The 17483-nt window shown below is 71.5% G+C and carries 14 protein-coding genes; 6 read left to right on the top strand and 8 right to left on the bottom strand.

Going from position 1 to position 17483, the window contains the following annotated elements; genetic code table 11:
* Nucleotides 1-36: 36 nt before the first annotated feature.
* From panB to L2C96_RS22450, 3 genes are all read right to left on the bottom strand, one after another.
* Nucleotides 37-897 (bottom strand): 3-methyl-2-oxobutanoate hydroxymethyltransferase, encoded by an 861-nt coding sequence (gene panB / locus L2C96_RS22460; protein ID WP_017987043.1) that lies wholly within the window; start codon nucleotides 895-897, stop codon nucleotides 37-39.
* 110 nt (nucleotides 898-1007) lie between these two features.
* Nucleotides 1008-1715, bottom strand: a complete 708-nt coding sequence (locus L2C96_RS22455) for a helix-turn-helix domain-containing protein (RefSeq protein ID WP_237337635.1) — start codon at nucleotides 1713-1715, stop codon at nucleotides 1008-1010.
* 723 nt (nucleotides 1716-2438) lie between these two features.
* Complete coding sequence (locus L2C96_RS22450) at nucleotides 2439-3146, bottom strand: maleate cis-trans isomerase family protein (RefSeq protein ID WP_237337634.1); 708 nt, start codon at nucleotides 3144-3146, stop codon at nucleotides 2439-2441.
* A 71-nt stretch (nucleotides 3147-3217) separates the two neighbouring features.
* On the opposite strand from L2C96_RS22450, the gene L2C96_RS22445 reads away from it, so the two are divergent.
* Complete coding sequence (locus tag L2C96_RS22445; RefSeq protein ID WP_237337633.1) at nucleotides 3218-3625, top strand: SRPBCC family protein; 408 nt, start codon at nucleotides 3218-3220, stop codon at nucleotides 3623-3625.
* Between the two features lie 9 nt (nucleotides 3626-3634).
* On the top strand, nucleotides 3635-4168 hold the full coding sequence (locus L2C96_RS22440; RefSeq protein WP_237337632.1) for a methylated-DNA--[protein]-cysteine S-methyltransferase: 534 nt from the start codon (nucleotides 3635-3637) through the stop codon (nucleotides 4166-4168).
* Between the two features lie 676 nt (nucleotides 4169-4844).
* Here the strand turns inward: L2C96_RS22440 and L2C96_RS22435 are convergent.
* The 3 genes from L2C96_RS22435 to secA2 all read right to left on the bottom strand — a co-directional run bounded on the left by L2C96_RS22435 (nucleotide 4845) and on the right by secA2 (nucleotide 9502).
* Nucleotides 4845-5396, bottom strand: a complete 552-nt coding sequence (locus tag L2C96_RS22435; protein WP_237337631.1) for a DinB family protein — start codon at nucleotides 5394-5396, stop codon at nucleotides 4845-4847.
* 65 nt (nucleotides 5397-5461) lie between these two features.
* Nucleotides 5462-7171 carry an NAD+ synthase gene (locus L2C96_RS22430; protein WP_237337630.1) on the bottom strand — a complete coding sequence of 570 codons (1710 nt, stop codon included), beginning with the start codon at nucleotides 7169-7171 and terminating at the stop codon, nucleotides 5462-5464.
* Between the two features lie 33 nt (nucleotides 7172-7204).
* Complete coding sequence (secA2, locus tag L2C96_RS22425; protein ID WP_272883086.1) at nucleotides 7205-9502, bottom strand: accessory Sec system translocase SecA2; 2298 nt, start codon at nucleotides 9500-9502, stop codon at nucleotides 7205-7207.
* A gap of 177 nt (nucleotides 9503-9679) precedes the next feature.
* Between secA2 and L2C96_RS22420 the strand changes: the two genes are divergently transcribed.
* Nucleotides 9680-11230 (top strand): alpha/beta hydrolase, encoded by a 1551-nt coding sequence (locus L2C96_RS22420; protein WP_237337697.1) that lies wholly within the window; start codon nucleotides 9680-9682, stop codon nucleotides 11228-11230.
* Nucleotides 11231-11252: 22 nt separating this feature from the next.
* Entirely contained in the window at nucleotides 11253-12806 is a 1554-nt protein-coding gene (locus tag L2C96_RS22415) for an alpha/beta hydrolase (protein WP_237337628.1), read from the top strand.
* On the opposite strand, the gene L2C96_RS22410 is transcribed toward L2C96_RS22415, so the two are convergent.
* Both L2C96_RS22410 and L2C96_RS22405 read right to left on the bottom strand, forming a co-directional pair.
* Nucleotides 12803-13495 (bottom strand): LppX_LprAFG lipoprotein, encoded by a 693-nt coding sequence (locus L2C96_RS22410; RefSeq protein WP_020419696.1) that lies wholly within the window; start codon nucleotides 13493-13495, stop codon nucleotides 12803-12805. The genes L2C96_RS22415 and L2C96_RS22410 overlap by 4 nt on opposite strands.
* A gap of 16 nt (nucleotides 13496-13511) precedes the next feature.
* Nucleotides 13512-14462 (bottom strand): GlxA family transcriptional regulator, encoded by a 951-nt coding sequence (locus L2C96_RS22405; RefSeq protein ID WP_020419695.1) that lies wholly within the window; start codon nucleotides 14460-14462, stop codon nucleotides 13512-13514.
* Here L2C96_RS22405 and L2C96_RS22400 point away from each other — a divergent pair.
* Both L2C96_RS22400 and glnA read left to right on the top strand, forming a co-directional pair.
* Entirely contained in the window at nucleotides 14461-15813 is a 1353-nt protein-coding gene (locus L2C96_RS22400; protein ID WP_272883077.1) for an MFS transporter, read from the top strand. The genes L2C96_RS22405 and L2C96_RS22400 overlap by 2 nt on opposite strands.
* A 9-nt stretch (nucleotides 15814-15822) precedes the next feature.
* Nucleotides 15823-17166, top strand: coding sequence for a type I glutamate--ammonia ligase (glnA, locus tag L2C96_RS22395; protein ID WP_017987056.1), 1344 nt, complete (start codon nucleotides 15823-15825; stop codon nucleotides 17164-17166).
* Nucleotides 17167-17483: the final 317 nt, after the last annotated feature.

Here is a 17483-nt window from a genome sequence, read left to right as displayed (position 1 = left end):
CTGCCGCCCGCCGCGGACGGCGGGCGGCAGGGGCCGTCAGTGGAAGGCGTGCTCGGGCGCGGGGAACTCGCCGCGGCGCACTTCGTCGGCGAAGGCGGCCGCGGCGCCGGACAGTGCACCGGCGAGGTCGGCGTACCGCTTGACGAAGCGGGGCGCCTTGCCGCGGCGCAGGCCGGCCATGTCCTGCCACACCAGCACCTGGGCGTCGCAGTCCGGGCCGGCCCCGATGCCGACCGTCGGGATCTTCAGCTCGTGCGTGACCTGCTTCGCGACTTCGGCCGGCACCATCTCCATGACGACGGCGAACGCGCCGGCTTCCTGGAGCGCGAGCGCGTCGGCGATCAGGTCGGCGCCCGCCTCGCCGCGGCCCTGGACCCGGTAGCCGCCGAGGTTGTGCTCGCTCTGCGGGGTGAAGCCGATGTGGCCCATGACCGGCACGCCCGCGCCGGTGAGGGCCTCGACGTGCGGCGCGAACCGGCGGCCGCCTTCGAGTTTGACCGCGTGCGCGCGGCCTTCCTTCATGAAGCGGACGGCGGTGGCGAGGGCCTGTTCGGGGGAGAGCTGGTAGGAGCCGAACGGCAGGTCCGCGACGACGAGCGCGCGTTTCGCGGCGCGGGTGACGGCGCGGACGAGGGGGAGCAGTTCGTCGACGGTCACCGGGAGCGAGGTCTCGTAGCCGAAGACGTTGTTGGCGGCCGAGTCGCCGACGAGGAGCACCGGGATGCCGGCCTCGTCGAACAGTTCGGCCGTGTACATGTCGTAGGTGGTGAGCATGGGCCACGGCTCGCCGCGGCGCTTGAGTTCCTGCAGGTGGGGGATGCGGACCTTCTTGGCCGGGGCGCCGGAAGCCGGGCCGGAGCCGTACGGGGCCGCGGTCTCGCCGCTGGTGGTGGACATCTTCGTCGACCGTCCTTCCCTCGAGGCCCTCGTCGGGTCCCCGGGTCGTGGATCTGGGAAACCCAGCGTGACACCAGGACGTGAGGCAGCCCAAGGAGCTGCGATGAGCTTCACACGCCGGTGGTTCCGAGCAGGCGCCGGAGGGCGGCCGGCGGGTGGCCGACGTGTTCCTTGACGGTGCGGGTGAGGTGGGCCTGGTCGGCGAAGCCGAGGTCGGCCGCGAGTCCGGCCAGGTCCGTGTCGCCGGCTTCGAGGCGTTCCAGCACCAGGCCGACGCGGATCCGGTTGCGGTAGCGGGTGAGGGGCACGCCCACCTCGCGGGTGAAGGCGCGGCTGAGCCGGAACGGTGAGACGTGGAGCAGTTCGGCGAGGGAGAGGAGGGTGCCGGCGGCCAGGTGCCGTTCGACGATGGCGATGCGCGCCCTGGCGACGATGTCCCGGTCGGTGACGCGGGCGCCGGGGTGAGGCGCGGCCTGGGTGCCGAGGTGGGGCGCGGGCCCGATGGCGGCCCGGGTGAGGGCGAGCAGGCTTTCCGGCAACGCGTAGTCGGGGTCGGCCTGCCGGGTCGACGCGATGAACCGCCGATGGGCGAACTCGAGCGCGGCGTCGACGTAGACCGCCGGGGTGGCCGGCCGGTGTTCCCCGAAGAGCGAGGCCCACAGCGAGGGCGCGAACTGGATGGCGGTGCACACGTCACCGCCGCCGGGATGCGCGAAGGTCTCTTCCTCGTCGGGCAGCGAGAGGTAGCCGACGGCCGGATCGGCCTCGAAGACCCCGGCGCACGTCCGGCGCCGGAACCAGCCGCGCCGAACGAGCACCAGTTCCGGCGAGGAGCGCCCCTCAGGAGCCGACCACCCGCGATGCCCGCCCCCACAACGCACAAGCCGCACCACGACACCCGCGCGCGAGGCAATCGAGAGAACGGCCACCATGCGCGCGACGGTACCCCGCAGGTACGACAATTCCGGGCGCCTTGGTGCGGGCGTTCTTGTCCCGGCGCCCTTGCCGCCGCGCCCCTGAGGCTCGACGCCCGGACGCTGTGCCGCTCCGGTGCACATGTCCGGCGCCCTTGGCGCCGCGTCGCGCGAGGCTGGAGGCACTGCCGCTCTGCAGTTCCGACGCCATTGGCGCCGCGCCCCGCGAAGGTCGACGCCCTACCGCCCAGGCGCCCCGGCACCGCAAGGCCCCTGCACTGCAGGGCCCAGGCACCGCAGGGTCCAGGCACCGCAGCGCCCAGGCACCCTAGGCCCTGGCCGCGGCATCCGGGGCTTCCCTGTGCTCAGTCACCCGGGCGTCCGCTGGGCACCCTGCCGCTCCGGCACCCGGGGCCCCGGGTGCTCAGGGCGCCAGCCGCCCCGGCGCCCGGGCACTGCGCGGTGCAAAGGGCCGGGCCCGCGGCGCTCTGCGGCCCGAACCACACGGCCTTCGCAGCCTCCCGCCCCGGTGCCCGACGCTCTACCCCCAACGTCGTGGCACTTTGTTGCGCCCGGCCGTTCGCGCGCGGCCGGCGGCGCGCCTCAGGGCTACGCCGTCGGCTGGGGTCAGCTCGCCAGCAGGTGTTGTCCCGGGCCGAGGGCCTTTTCGCCCATGCTGTGGAGCAGTGCCCACATCGTGGCTTGGTTCGCGGTGACCACGGGCTTGCCCAGCTCCCGCTCCAGCGGCGCGATCACGTCGTAAGTGGGCAGGCCGGTGCAGCTCACGAACACCGCGTCGGCCGTGGGGGTGTCGCCCTCGCGGATCAGGTCCGTCACCTCCTCGGGCTGGACGTCGGGGACCTCGTCGACCGCCAGGGCGAAACCGGTGATCCTGGTGATCTCGAACCCGTGCGCCGTCAGGTACTTGTGCAGGCGCCGGCCCACCGCGGGCGCGTACGGGTGCACCACGGCCAACCGCCACGCGCCGACGCTCCGCAGTGCGTCGACGACCGCGCCGGACGTGGTCAGCGCCCGAGGTGCGCCAGCGGCCTCCATGGCTTGCCGCAGGGCGCGTTCGCCTGCCTCACCGCCCACGAAACTGCAGGCCGTGCAGGCGTAGGCGATCGCCGCGGCGCCCGTGTCGCACAGCGCGCGGACCGAGGCCGTCAGGTACGCAGGATCGGCCAGCGCGGACACCATCGTCAGGTTGTCGTCGGCCGGGGCCTCGGCCGTCCGGCGCACCTCCAGCTCGACTCCGTCGGGCAGCCAGCGGCGGATCTCGTCGTCCCTGGTGAAGTCGAACGACGCGACCACGCCGACCCGCAGTGTGCCCATGACGCCGGGTACCCGCCGGGCAGCGCAAGAATCTTCAAGACCCCGGGCCGGCCGCGCGGCACGCTGACCGCATGGCTTCGATACGTACGGAAACCCTGATCGACACTCCTCTCGCCGTGGTCTGGGCAGCTCTCCGGGACTGGGGCGCGCTGCACGAACGCCTCGCCCCCGGCTTCGTCACCGACACGCGCCTGGACGGCACGGACCGGATCGTCACCTTCTTCGACGGCACCGTCGTGCGCGAGGTGCTGGTCGACCTCGACGACGACGCGCACCGGCTCGTCTGGTCCGTCGTCGGCGGGCCCTACAGCCACCACAACGGCGTCTCGCAGGTGTTCGCCGACGGACCGGGCCGGACCCGGTTCGTCTGGGTCGCCGACCTCCTCCCCGGAACCCTCGCGGCCCGCACCGGTGCTTTGATGGAGCAAGGCACCGCGGTCATCAAGGAGACGCTGGAGGCACAGGCCCTCCCGGCCTGAGGGGACACCATGACAGCACTGGGTTACGCGCTCTTCGACACCGCGATCGGTCACTGCGGCATCGCCTGGGGCGAGCACGGTGTGACCGGCGTCCGCCTGCCCGACGGCGCCCCCGCCACCACACGGGCCCGCCTCCGGGCCGCCTTCCCCGAGGCCGCCGAGTCGACGCCGCCGGACGAGATCCAGGCCGCCATCGACGAGATCACCGCACTCCTGCGCGGCGAGCGCCGGGACCTGCTCGGGATCGTTCTCGACTACCAGGGCGTGCCGGAGTTCAACCGCCGCGTGTACGAGATCGCGCGGAACATCCCGCCCGGACGGACCCTCACCTACGGCGACATCGCCCACCGGCTGGGCATGCCGGGTTCGGCGCAGGCCGTCGGCCAGGCGCTGGGACACAACCCCTTCCCGATCGTCGTGCCGTGCCACCGGGTGCTGGCCGCCGGGCGCCGCATGGGTGGGTTCTCCGCACGCGGTGGGGTGGAGACCAAGCGGCAGATGCTCATCATCGAAGGCGCGGACGTCCAGCCGACCCTCTTCTGACGCGGGCGCGCCCGGCCCGGGGGAGCGCGCCCGACGGGGTGGCTGGCGTGTGGGTTGTTGTTCAAGGGGTCTCCTTTGACGTTGGTTCGGGACCGGCTTGCGAAGCGCGGGACTGGGCGCGGTGGTGGGAAGGCGAGTTCTTGCGTGGCCTTCTCGTGTGGGACGGCGGCCTTCTGTGGGAGGGCGTCGTGTCGGGTCACGGTCCGACGGGTTATCCGTGGCCGCGCTCGCGTTAGGTTTCAGCGGGTATTCGGCGCGCCCGGGGGAGTGCGTCCGGTGGGGTGGCTGGCGTGTGGGTTGCGGTTCAAGGGATCTCCTTTGGAGTTGGCTCGGGACCGGGTCGTGAAGCCCGGGCCTGGGCTTGGCGGTGGGAGGCTCGGTTCTTGCGTGACCCTCTTGCGTGGGATGGCAGCCTTCCGTGGGAGGGTGCCGGGCATCGTGTCGGGTCATGGCCCGACGGGTTATCCGTGGCCGCGGTCGCGTACGGGTTTCAAGGGGCGCTCGGCGCGCATCCGTCGGGGCGGCTGGCGTGTTCTTGCGTGCGAGTGCGGCGGGCTCGTGTCGGGAGGGGTGCACGTTGCTCCCGGCGGGGCCTGCGACCGAAGCGGCGGAAACAGGCGCCGCCAACCGCTCGGTTGCGAGCGCATCGCCAGCGAGCGCAACCGCAGCAGCGTCGTCAGCCGCTGGGGGCGCGGGGCGTCAGCCACGGTCTGACGGGCCATCCCTCCGCCGCGGCCATCAGTGGCACCGCGGTCGCGCCGTCGATGTGTTCGCGCAGGATGTCCGCGTGCCCGGCGTGCCGCGCGGTTTCCTCGATCAGGTGCAGCAGCACCCACCGCACCGTCCACGCGTCCACTTCGTCCGGGAGCCACGGCACCCGCACCGGCTGCCCGACATCCGGGATCCCGGCGACGATCTCCTCGGTCTCCCTGGCCGCCGAGTCGTACGCGGTCAGCACATCGGACAGCGTTTCCCCTTCACCCACAACGAAATCCGCCACGCCATCGCTGTCCACAGGGGAACCGCGCACCGCCGCCATCCACCGTCGCTCGGTGCTCGTCACGTGTTTGATCAGCCCGCCGATGCTCAGCGCGCTCCGCGTGGGCGTCAGCCGCGCCTGCGCGTCGGTCAGACCACGGGCCGCGAGACGCAGGACATAACGCTGCTGCGCGAGAAAAGCGAGCAGGCCGTCGCGCTCGTCGGCCACCGGACGGACATTCCCAGCCATGACAACAGTTCCTTCCAGGAGGGGCATGGAGGGAATGATGGCACCCGGGTCCGACAGTTTCCGGCTCAGAACTCCCCTCCGCGCCAGCAATTCGTGATGGGCAGCCGTCGATCTCGCCCGAAAGCCTTAAAAGTTATCTTCGTACCGATCGGGTACTGGCGGCGTTTGTACTCCGCACGGTCTACCATCCGGATCACCCGATCGATCGTTTCCGGCGCGAACCCGGCCTCGACCAACTCCGCGTAACCCCGGTCGCCTTCGACGTAGTCGTCCAGGATGTCGTCCAGCAACCCGTAGTCCGGCAGGGAATCCGTGTCCAGCTGCCCCGGTCGCAGCTCCGCCGACGGCGGTTTCGCGATCGAGTTCTCCGGGATCGGCGGCACCTCACCGCGTTTCTCGGCCGCGGCGTTGCGCCACCGGGCCAGCGCCCACACCTGCGTCTTGAACACGTCCTTGATCGGCGCGAACCCGCCGACCGCGTCCCCGTACATCGTCGAGTACCCGACCGCCAGCTCGGTCTTGTTCCCGGTCGCCAGCACCAAATGTCCCTCCATATTGGACAGTGACATCAGGAGCATGCCGCGCACCCGCGCCTGGATGTTCTCCTCCGCCAGGCCCGACAGTCCGAGCTGATCCACGTAGACCCGCACCATCTCCTCGACCGGCTCCACCCGGAAGTGGCATCCCAGCCGCCGCGCCAGTTCCGCCGCGTCGTCCCGCGAATGCGCCGACGAGTACCGCGACGGCATCGACACCCCGTGCACCGAGTCCGCCCCCAGCGCGTCCACCGCCAGCGCCGCCGTCACCGCGGAGTCGATCCCGCCGGAGAACCCGAAGATCACCGAGCGGAACCCGTTCTTGTGCACGTAGTCCCGCAACCCGACGACCAGCGCCGACCACACCTCCGCCTCGTCGGACAACGGCTCGCGCACCGCAGCGGGCAAGGGTTCGTACGCCGGCGCCGGATCCGCCGACAGCACCCGCCGCCGCACCTCGAGCCCCTCGTACGTCCCCGGCACGCACTCCACCGCGTCCACGGACACATCCGCCACCAGCAGGTGCTCCACGAACTGCGGCGCCCGCGCGAGCAGCGAGCCGTCCGCGCCGACCACGAACGAGTCGCCGTCGAACACGAGGTCGTCCTGCCCGCCGACCTGGTTCGCGTAGACCAAGGGAGCGCCGGCCTCTGCCGCCCGCCGCGCGACCAGCGGCAACCGGATGTCGTCCTTGGACCGTTCGTACGGCGAGGCGTTCGGCGACACCACCACGCCGACCCCGGCCGCCCCGAGCGCGGACACCGGCCCGCCGTCCTGCCAGAGGTCCTCGCAGATCACCATGCCGATGTCGCAGCCGTGGAACCGCAGCACGTCCAGCGTCCGCCCCGCCTTGAACCACCTCTGCTCGTCGAACACGCCGTAGTTCGGCAGGTGGTGCTTGAACTGGCGCGCGACCACCTCGCCGCGCCACAGGGCGGCTGCCGCGTCACGGGGACCGACGTCGTCCAGGTCGAGGTAACCCACGTACACGAGCAGCTCGCCGCAACCCGCGTCCGCCAGCGAAGCAGCCAACGCCCGCAACGCGGAGCGCGACGCTTCCGCGAAGGTCCGCCGCAACGCGAGGTCCTCGACCGGGTACCCGGTCAGCGACATCTCGGGGAACACGACGACGTGCGCCCCCGCCTCGGCGGCCTTGCGGGCCCACGTCACAGTTTGCGCCGCGTTGGCCGTCAGGTCGCCGACGGTCGGGTTCACCTGGGCCAGCGCGATCCGGAGCATGACCTCATTGTCGGCCACGCCCCGGATGCCCGCTCAGTTCTTCTTGCGCCGCAAGAGGCTGCGCACCTGCCGCAGCGTCTCCTCGAAGCCCGCGTCGAACGGCGCGTCGTGCACCAGGTACGTCCACGTCGAGCTGGCCCGCCGCACGCCGGAGGCCGCCAGGTCGATCCCGTCGTCGCCGATCTCCACGTCGGCGAGCGTCTCGGCGGACCGCTCCTTGATCGCGGGCACGATCTTGCGGAACTCCGGGATCGCGATGCGGTGGAACTCGTCCAGCGGCGTCTCCCGCGCCAGCGCGCGCAGGTGGATGCTCTCCCGCACGTCGGTGAGGAACGCGAGGTGGTCCGACCACATCTGGTCCAGGTGGTACAGCATGATCTCGCGGCAGACCTGCTTCGCCTTCTCCTCGCCGACCTTCTCGGTCAGCTCGTCGTAGCGCTTCTCGCCGGACAGCGCCTCCGCGGCCGCGTCGGTCCGGAGCAGCTCGTCGCGGTACTCCAGCAGCTCGCGCCGCTGGTGCTCGATCAGCCGCGTGTAGCGCCAGGTGTTGCGGTGGATCTCCAGGTCCACGCCCTCGGCGACGCGCTGCGCGTGGTCGATGTGGCGCTTGGCAGCCGGATCGGTGATCTCGCCCGAGTCGTCCGCGTCGATGCCATCGGGCACGTCCGGCGCGTTCGAGGTGACCAGCTCGTCGTTCAGGCTCGCGAAGAACACCGCGCTGCCCGGGTCGCCCTGGCGGCCGGACCGGCCGCGCAACTGGCCGTCCAGACGGCTCGACGGGTACCGCGCGGTGCCGATGACGTGCAGACCGCCCAGCTCGGCGACGCGTTCGCGGTCCTTGCCGTCCGCGCCGCCCAGCCGGATGTCGGTGCCGCGGCCCGCCATCTGGGTGGACACGGTGATCGCGCCGAACTTGCCCGCCTCGGCGATGATCGCGGCTTCCTCGGCGTCGTTGCGCGCGTTGAGGACGACGCACGGCAGGTCGGCCTTCGCCAGCTTCTCGGCGAGCTCCTCGGATTCCGCGACGTCCTGCGTGCCGACGAGGATCGGCCGCCCGGTCTCGTGCACCTCGCGGATCTCCTTGACGATCGCGCGCAGCTTGTGCGACGGCGAGGCGAAGATCCGGTCGTCGAGGTCCTCGCGGACGTTCGGCTTGTTCGGCGGGATGACCGCCACTTCGAGCTGGTAGAACTCGCGCAGCTGCTCGGCGACCGCGACCGCGGTGCCGGTCATGCCCGCGACCTGCGGGTACCGGGCGATCAGGGCCTGCACGGTGATCGAGTCCAGGATCTCGCCGCGGTCGGTGGGCGCGACCTGCTCCTTCGCCTCGACCGCGGCCTGCAGCCCGTCCGGCCAGCGCTGCAGCTCGGCGACCCGGCCGCGGGAGGCGTTGATCAGCTCGACCTTGCCGTCGCGCACCAGGTAGTCGACGTCGCGGGTGAGCAGCGCGTGCGCGTGCAGGGCGACGTTGACGGCCGCCAGCCGCTCGGAGCCGGACTCGCTGTACAGGTCGACCCCGCCGAGCGCCTTCTCCACGACGGACGCGCCGGCGGTGGTCAGCCACGCGTTGCGGCCGTCGGTGTCGGTCTCGTAGTGCAGGCCCAGCCGCAGCCGCCGGACCACGTTGGCGACCTCGGTGTCGGCGACCGCCTGGTCCACCGAACCGGCCATGACCAGCGGCACCCGCGCCTCGTCGACGAGCACCGAGTCGGCCTCGTCGATGATCGCGACCTCCGGGGCGGGCTGGACGACGTCCTCGGCGCGGGTGACGAGCCGGTCGCGCAGCATGTCGAACCCGATCTCGCTGACCGCGCCGTAGGTGACCTCGGCGTCGTAGGCCGCGCGCCGCTCCTCGCGGGTGAGGCTGCCGTCGACCCAGCCGACGGTGACGCCGAGCAGGTCGTACACCGGCTTCATCCACTCGCCGTCGCGGCGGGCCAGGTAGTCGTTGACGGAGATGACGTGCACGCGCTTGCCCTGCAGCGCGTACCCCGCGGCGGCCAGCGCGCCCGCCAGCGTCTTGCCCTCACCGGTCTGCATCTGCACGACGTGCCCGGACAGCAGGCCCATCGTGCCGAGCAGCTGCACGTCGAACGCGCGCTCGTCCAGCGCCCGCCGCGCGGCTTCGCGGCCGAGCGCGCACAGCTCCACCAGCTGCGAGTCGCCGAGCTCGGCCTCCAGGCGGAGCTTGCCCGCGCGCTCGGTCAGCTCCGCGTCGCTCAGGGCCTCCAGCTCGGGTTCGAGCGCCTCGATGTCCGGCAGCAGCGCCTCGTACTTGGTCAGCTCGACGCTGCCTGGCCGCTCGATGAGCTTGCGCAGCCGCTTGCCCATCCGGCTGATCAGTGCTGGCACCCGTGGTCTCCTGTCCTTCTCGCGCGCAACCCACCAGCCAACGAGGTGGCGGTGCACCTGTGTTCCCACTCAGGATGGCACGATCACGACGTGCGCTTCCTTCAGCGAGCCAGGTCCCGGTCCATACGAGCCGCCGTCCTCGGCGCCTGCCTGCTGGTGCCGGTCGCGGCCTGCACCTCGCCGGAGCCCGCGCCGGCTCCCGCGCCGACGGCGACCACCGAGTCGGCCGGCCCGGCCGGGGTGGTGCCCGCCGGGCTGGAGCGGTTCTACGCACAGCCGTTGACCTGGGGCGACTGTGCACCTTACGCGACTTCGGACGACATCAGGTCCGCCTTCCGCGCTGATGCTCTCCAGTGCGCCCGGCTGACCGTGCCGCTGGACTACACGAAGCCGCAGGGCGACACGATCACGATCGGCGTGCTCCGGCAGAAGGCGACGGGCGACCGGCTCGGGGCGCTCGTGCTCAACCCGGGCGGCCCCGGCGCCTCCGGCATGTACGCCGCCGCCGGCCTCGCGCCGCGGGTCGCGAACACCGACCTCGGCAAGCGCTTCGACATCGTCGGCTTCGACCCGCGCGGAATCGGCGCCAGCGAACCCGACGTGACCTGCCTGACCGACGCCGAGCGGGACGAGCAGCGCGCCGAGGACCTCGAGGCCGACGGCAGCCCGGCAGGCGTGGCCAGGCAGGACGCCGAGTCCAAGGAATTCGCCGACAAGTGCGCCGAGCGGACCCAGTTCGGCACCGCGATGCTCGCGAACCTCGGCACCCGCGACGTCGTCAAGGACATGGACGTCCTGCGGTCGGCGCTGGGCGAGGAGAAGCTGACCTACCTCGGCTACTCCTACGGCACGCGGATCGGCTACACCTACGCCGAAGCGTTCCCACAGAACGTGCGCGCCATGGTCCTCGACGGCGCGCTGGACCCGAGCCAGGACGAGGTCGAGTCGCTGGTCGCGCAGGGGCAGGGCTTCGGCGTCGCGTTCAACGACTTCGCCAGGTGGTGCGCCGCCCGCCGCGACTGCGCGCTCGGCACCGACCCGGCCGGCGCGACCCGGGCCTTCCAGAACCTGGTGCGGCCGCTGATCGAGAACCCGGTCCGCCTCCGCGACGGCCGGGTCCTCAGCTACGACGACGCCACGCTCGGCGCGATCCAGGCGTTGTACTCGCAGCAGTTGTGGGCGCCGCTGAACGCCGGGCTCAACGAGCTGAAGAGCGGCCAGGGCACCACGTTGATGGCGCTGGCCGACCAGTACAACGAGCGCGACGCCAGCGGCAACTACGCCAACACGCAGGACGCCTTCACCGCGATCCGCTGCGTCGACGACCCGCCGGTGACCGACCGCGCCGAGATCCTCGAGGCGGAGAACCGCTACGACCAGGTGGCGCCCTTCCTCGACGACGGCAGGCCCAACGGTGCCGCGCTCGACCCGTGCGCGTTCTGGCCAGTGCCCAACACCTCGGAGCCGCACGAGCCGAACGTCGCCGGCGTGCCGCCGGTCCTGGTGATCTCGACCACGAACGATCCAGCCACCCCGTACCAGGCGGGGGTGAACCTCGCGAAGGCGATGAAGGGCGCGCTGCTGACGTTCGAGGGCACCCAGCACACCGTCTTCCTGCAGGGAGTCGACTGCGTGGACGACATCGGCACCGCCTACCTGATCGACGGGACCCTGCCTGCGGAAGGCGCGCGCTGTACCTCTCGGTGACCGGACTGGCACGATGTGAGAGATGCGTTTTCCCCGCCGCCGGAGGCTGCTCGCCGCGGGCCTGCTGGCCGTCACGCTGACTGCGTGCACCACGCAGGCCACCGCGCCGCCGCCGTCACCCTCGCCGGTGGCGGACGTCCACGCGCTCGACCGCTTCTACGACCAGCGGCTCGCGTGGGGTGACTGCGCGGCGTACGCGACGGGGCAGCAGAGCGCGGAGGCGTTCCGCACGCCCGGTGTGGAGTGCGCCCGGCTGACCGTTCCGCTGGACTACGCGAACCCGCGCGGCGAGACGATCACCGTCGGCGTGCTGCGGCACAAGGCGCTCGACCCGGCCCACCGCATCGGCTCGCTGGTCATGAACCCGGGCGGCCCTGGCGGTTCCGGCATGGAAGCGGCCGCCCGGCTGGTGCCGACGGTGTCGAACAACGCGATCGGCCTGCGGTTCGACTTCGTCGGCTTCGATCCGCGCGGGGTCGGCGCGAGCCAGCCGCGCGTGCAGTGCCTGACCGACGCCGAACGCGACGCCGAACGGGCGGGCAACCCGGGCGCCTCGGACGCCGCGTGGACCGGGGAGGCGAAGGACTTCGCGGCGAAGTGCGCCCAGCGCACCGAGCACGGCGACGCGATGCTGGCGAACATGGGCACGCGGGACGTGGTCAAAGACCTCGACGTCCTGCGGGCCGCGCTGGGCGAGGCGAAGCTGAGCTACCTCGGCTACTCCTACGGCACCCAGATCGGCTACAGCTACGCCGAGGCGTTCCCGGAGCGGGTCCGCGCGTTGCTGCTGGACGGCGCGATCGACCCGGCGGCGACCGATCCGGATTCGCTGGTCGCGCAGGGCGCCGGGTTCTCCCGCGCGTTCGGCGAGTTCGCCGCCGAGTGCGCGCGCCACGACGGCTGCGCGCTGGGCCGGGACCCGGCGAAGGCGGCGGCCGAGTTCCAGAACCTGGTCCAGCCGCTGGTCGGCGCTCCGGCGAAGACCGGCGACGGCAGGCGGCTGTCCTACCGGGACGCCATCACGGGCGTGGTCGAGGCGATGTACTCAAGCCAGTCCTGGCCGTTCCTCAACACCGGGCTCGGCCTGCTGCGCGGCGGTGACGGCTCGGTCCTGCTCCGGCTCGCCGACGGCTACTACGAGCGCGACGCGGACGGGCGGTACTCGTCGCTGCAGGACGCCTATTACGCCGTGCGCTGCGTGGACAACCCGCGTGCGGTCGATCCGGCGGTGTCCCGGCAGCGGATGGTCGACGCCGCGCCGTTCCTCGGCTGGGGCCGCCCCGACCAGGGCGAACTCGACGTGTGCGCGAGCTGGCCGGTGCCCAGCACGTCCCAGCCGCACCGGCCGACGGTCACCTCCGCCGCGCCACCACTGGTCATCTCGACGACCGGCGACCCGGTCACCCCGTACCAGGCCGGCGTCACCCTCGCGAACCTCTTCCACGGCGGGCTGCTCACCGTCGACGGCACCCAGCACACCGCGTTCCTGCACGGCAACATGTGCGTCGACGTCGCCGGACTGGACTACCTGGTGGACGGCTCCCAGCCGGCCCCGGGCACCCGCTGCCAGGCCTAACCGCCGGTGGACGTCCCGACGGGCACGTTCTGGTCGGACAGCGCCAGTTCCAGCTGGATGGCGCCCTCGTTCGGCTGCCGCGGCGGCACCTGGATCCAGACGCGCACCAGGTTGCGCGGCTCGGCCTTGGTGACCCAGAACTTGATGTCCACGTCGGCCTGGATGCCGGGGATGACGCTGGAGATGACGTCCTTCGCCAGCTCGCCGGTGACCCGGTAGGCCTCGACGCCGAGGACGTCCTCCTTCGTCTCCGTCTTCAGCGCGGTCGCCTCCGACATCAGCTTGGGCAGGCCGCGCTCGGAGTCGAGCAGCGTCATCGGGTTGTAGTCGGCGGGCACGGGGGCCTGCCGCTGCTGGCCCTTGGTGTCGGTGAGGAACAGCGTCTCACCGACGAGCACGTAGTCCAGCTCGAACCGGTCCGCCGAGGCCTGCACGTCGGCCTGCCCGATCGCGGTGCCGTGCGGCCCGCCGTCCTTGCTGGCCTGCCCCTTGACCTCGCGGATGTCCAGGCCGGGGATGGTCGAGCTGACGCTGAAGTCGAACCGCACGCTGCGGATCCCGTTCAGGCTCGTCTCGGCGGCGTCCACGAGCGCGCGCCCGTCGGGGAGCGGTTCCTCTGGCGCGGCCGAACAGGCGGTGGACAGCGCCAGGACCAGGGCGAGGACACCGGCGGTGCGTCGGCGGAGCATGCGTCCAAGGTAGCGATCAGCGGCGGGCGAAGGTCCGGCGGTATGCCAGCGGAGCGACGCCGATCGCCGCGTTGAGGTGCTGCCGCAGCGAAGCCGCGGTGCCCAGCCCCGACTCGGCCGCGACCCGGTCGACGGGCAGATCCGTGGTCTCCAGCAGGTGGCGGGCGTGCAGCACCCGCTGCTGGTTCAGCCATGCCCGCGGCGACTGCCCGGTCTCCGCGCGGAAGCGGCGGCTGAAGGTGCGCACGCTCATGCCCGCGTGCTTCGCGAGCGCGGCCAGGTCGAGCGGTTCGCCGAGCCGCTCCAGCACCCACGCGCGCGTCGCGGCGGTGCTGCCGTCGGCCTCGGGCAGTGGCTGCTCGATGAACTGCGACTGCCCGCCGTCGCGCCACGGCGGCACCACGCAGTAGCGGGCGACGTGGTTGGCGACCGCGCTGCCGTGGTCGGACCGCACGAGGTGCAGGCACAGGTCCACGCCGGCGGCCAGCCCCGCGGAGGTCAGAACGTCGCCGTCGTCCACGAACAACACGTTCTCGTCCAGGTCGACCTGCGGGTAGAGGCGCCGGAAGGCGGGCGCGTGCGCCCAGTGGGTGGTCGCGCGGCGGCCGTCGAGCACGCCGGCGGCGGCCAGCACGAAGGCGCCGGTGCAGATCGACACGAGCCGCGCCGATGACGGGATCCGGGCCAGCGCCGCGGCCAGGTCGGGCGGCAGCACGCCATCGCGCCGCGGCCCGTGCACGCGGGTGCCGGGGATGACGACGGTGTCGGCGTCCTCCAGTGCTTCCGGGCCGTGGCCGAGCTGCGCGTCGTAGCCGTGGCTGACCCGCACCGGCCGGTCGTTGACCCCGCAAACCCGCACGTCGTAGAGCGGTTCGCCGTCCTGTGCCGCGGTGCCGAACACGAGCGGCGCGATGTTCAGGTCGTACCCGACCACTTCGGAGACCGCGAGGACCACAACCCGGTGCATGGCCGGATTCTTGCACATATTGGCGCTCCGGCCACTCGTCCGGGTGATCGCGGTCGGCGAGCATGTACCGGTGACAAGAACGAAGTCGCGCATCCACCCGGCCTGGTTCGTCGCCTTCGCGGCCTTCGTCGCGCTGGTCGGCGCCGCCGGGTTCCGCGCCACCCCCGGCGTGCTGATCGACCCGCTGCACGAGGAGTTCGGCTGGTCGACGGCCACGATCTCGGCCGCCGTGTCGATCAACCTCCTGCTCTACGGCCTGACCGCGCCGTTCGCCGCTGCGCTGATGGAGCGCCTCGGCATGCGCAAGGTCGTGACCGGCGCGCTGGTCCTGGTCGCGGCGGGCAGCGGTCTGACGGTGTTCATGACCGCGAGCTGGCAGCTGCTGTTGTGCTGGGGCGTGCTGGTCGGGCTGGGGACCGGCTCGATGGCGCTGGCGTTCGTCGCGACCGTGACCGCGCGCTGGTTCGTCCGCCACCGCGGCCTGGTCAGCGGCATCCTGACCGCCGCGGGCGCGGCCGGGCAGCTGGTGTTCCTGCCTCTGCTCGCCGCGATCGCCACGAACGACGGCTGGCGGACCGCGTCGCTGGTGGTGTCCTTCGCCGCGCTCGCGGTCGTGCCGATCACCCTGATCTTCCTGCGCGACCACCCGAGCGAGATCGGCCTGACCGCGTACGGCGCGACCGAGGCCGAGGAGTTGCCGCCGTCGACTGGAGCGGCCCGGCGCGCGCTGCAGGTGCTGGGGCAGGCCGCGAAGACGCGGGCGTTCTGGCTGCTCGCCGGCGGGTTCGCGATCTGCGGGGCCTCCACCAACGGCCTGATCCAGACCCACTTCGTGCCCGCGGCGCACGAGCACGGGATGCCGCCGACAACCGCGGCCTCGCTGCTCGCGCTGGTCGGCATCTTCGACGTGGCAGGCACGATCGCCTCCGGCTGGCTCACCGACCGCGTCAACCCGCGGATCCTGCTCGGCGTGTACTACTTCCTGCGCGGCGCGTCGCTCATCGTGCTGCCGCACCTGTTCGCGCCCACCACCGAGCCGCCGATGTGGGCTTTCATCATCTTCTACGGCCTGGACTGGGTCGCCACGGTGCCGCCGACGGTGGCGCTGGCGCGTGAGCACTTCGGCCTGAGCGGTCCCATCGTGTTCGGCTGGGTCTTCGCGTCCCACCAGGTCGGCGCGTCGATCGCCGCGGTGGGCGCCGGCCTGATCCACGACCACGCCGGGAGTTACGACCTCGCGTGGTACATCTCGGGCGGATTGTGCGCGCTGGCTGCGGTGATGTCGCTGGTCATTCCCTCCGTCAGGGCAACACCGGAACCACGAAACATGCCGTTAACACGCCATGCGTAGGGTGCGGCCATGGATCGCCAGCAGGAGTTCGTGCTGCGCACGCTGGAAGAACGTGACATCCGGTTCGTCCGTCTGTGGTTCACCGACGTACTCGGTTTCCTGAAGTCGGTGGCGGTGGCCCCCGCCGAGCTGGAGGGCGCCTTCAGCGACGGGATCGGGTTCGACGGATCGGCCATCGAAGGCTTCGCGCGCGTCTACGAATCGGACATGGTCGCGAAGCCCGACCCGTCGACGTTCCAGGTGCTGCCCTGGGAGACCCCGGAGGGCGGGCACTACTCCGCGCGGATGTTCTGCGACATCGCGATGCCCGACGGGTCGCCGTCCTGGGCCGACCCGCGGCACGTGCTGCGGCGCCAGCTGTCGAAGGCGGGGGAGGCCGGGTTCACCTGCTACGTGCACCCGGAGATCGAGTTCTTCCTGCTCTCGTCGTTGCCGTCGGACGGCAGCGAGCCGGAGCCCGCGGACAACGGCGGGTACTTCGACCAGGCCAGTCACGCCACGGCGACGCACTTCCGCCGCCACGCCATCGAGGCGCTGGAGGCGATGGGCATCTCGGTCGAGTTCAGCCACCACGAGGGCGCGCCGGGGCAGCAGGAGATCGACCTGCGCTACGCCGACGCGCTGACCATGGCCGACAACGTCATGACGTTCCGGTATGTGGTCAAGGAGGTCGCGCTGACCCAGGGGGTGCGTGCGACGTTCATGCCGAAACCGTTCACCGAGCAGCCCGGCTCGGGGATGCACACGCACGTGTCGTTGTTCGAGGGCGACCGCAACGCGTTCCACAACCCGGAAGACCCGTACGAGTTGTCCGAGACGGGCAAGGCCTTCGTCGCCGGCCTGCTCCACCACGCGCGGGAGATCTCCGCCGTCACCAACCAGTGGGTGAACTCGTACAAGCGGCTGATCAGCGGGGGAGAGGCGCCGACCACGGTGTCGTGGGGCCGGGCGAACCGGTCCGCGCTGGTGCGGGTGCCGAACTACTCGCCGGGCAAGGCGTCGTCGCGACGGGTCGAGATCCGCACGATCGACTCCGCCTGCAACCCCTATCTGGCGTACTCGGTCGTGATCGCCGCCGGGTTGAAGGGGATCGAGAAGGGCTACGAGCTGCCGCCGGCGGCCGAGGACAACATCTGGTCGATGAGCGACGCCGAGCGCCGCGCGGCCGGGTACGACCAGCTGCCGCAGAACCTCGGCGAGGCTCTCGCCGAGATGGAGAAGTCCGAGCTGCTGCCCGACGCGCTCGGCGAGCACGTCTACGACTTCTTCCTCCGGAACAAGCGCGCCGAGTGGGACGCCTACCGGCGCTCGGTCACGCCGTACGAGCTCAAGACGCTCCTGCCGGTGCTCTGACCAGGGGAAATGCCGTTAAGGGACCCCCCTGTTTCAGGGGGGTTCCGGGGCATGTAATCTTCTCTTCGTCGCCAGGGAGACCGGGACGACGGGGCCGAAAGCCCCGGCGGACGGACCAGGGTCGGGCGGTGTTGACACCGCGAACCGAACCGGGTAAAGTTCTTGGTCGGCCCGCGGGTGGGTCGCCAACCACTACTACTAAACCAGTAGGGTTGCTGACGCCCTCCGCGAGAACACAAAAGCTTTATAGAAGCAGCAGCTTCGTGTTGTTTGAGAACTCAACAGTGTATTGATGAGCTAAAGCCAGTTGATTAGCT

The organism is Amycolatopsis tucumanensis (genome assembly GCF_021654135.1).
GTDB lineage: Bacteria > Actinomycetota > Actinomycetes > Mycobacteriales > Pseudonocardiaceae > Amycolatopsis_E > Amycolatopsis_E tucumanensis.
Note: the sequence above shows the minus strand (reverse complement) of the source record. Positions and strands in the feature narration are given on the sequence as shown.

Coding starts and splice junctions, on each gene's coding strand:
- panB (WP_017987043.1), bottom strand. CDS start 897: ATGTCCACCACCAGCGGCGAGACCGCGGCCCCGTACGGCTCCGGCCCG.
- secA2 (WP_272883086.1), bottom strand. CDS start 9,502: ATGGGCAAGCGGCTGCGCAAGCTCATCGAGCGGCCAGGCAGCGTCGAG.
- L2C96_RS22405 (WP_020419695.1), bottom strand. CDS start 14,462: ATGCACCGGGTTGTGGTCCTCGCGGTCTCCGAAGTGGTCGGGTACGAC.
- L2C96_RS22400 (WP_272883077.1), top strand. CDS start 14,461: ATGGCCGGATTCTTGCACATATTGGCGCTCCGGCCACTCGTCCGGGTG.
- L2C96_RS22430 (WP_237337630.1), bottom strand. CDS start 7,171: ATGCTCCGGATCGCGCTGGCCCAGGTGAACCCGACCGTCGGCGACCTG.
- L2C96_RS22415 (WP_237337628.1), top strand. CDS start 11,253: ATGCGTTTTCCCCGCCGCCGGAGGCTGCTCGCCGCGGGCCTGCTGGCC.
- L2C96_RS22450 (WP_237337634.1), bottom strand. CDS start 3,146: ATGGGCACACTGCGGGTCGGCGTGGTCGCGTCGTTCGACTTCACCAGG.
- L2C96_RS22445 (WP_237337633.1), top strand. CDS start 3,218: ATGGCTTCGATACGTACGGAAACCCTGATCGACACTCCTCTCGCCGTG.
- L2C96_RS22440 (WP_237337632.1), top strand. CDS start 3,635: ATGACAGCACTGGGTTACGCGCTCTTCGACACCGCGATCGGTCACTGC.
- L2C96_RS22410 (WP_020419696.1), bottom strand. CDS start 13,495: ATGCTCCGCCGACGCACCGCCGGTGTCCTCGCCCTGGTCCTGGCGCTG.
- L2C96_RS22435 (WP_237337631.1), bottom strand. CDS start 5,396: ATGGCTGGGAATGTCCGTCCGGTGGCCGACGAGCGCGACGGCCTGCTC.
- glnA (WP_017987056.1), top strand. CDS start 15,823: ATGGATCGCCAGCAGGAGTTCGTGCTGCGCACGCTGGAAGAACGTGAC.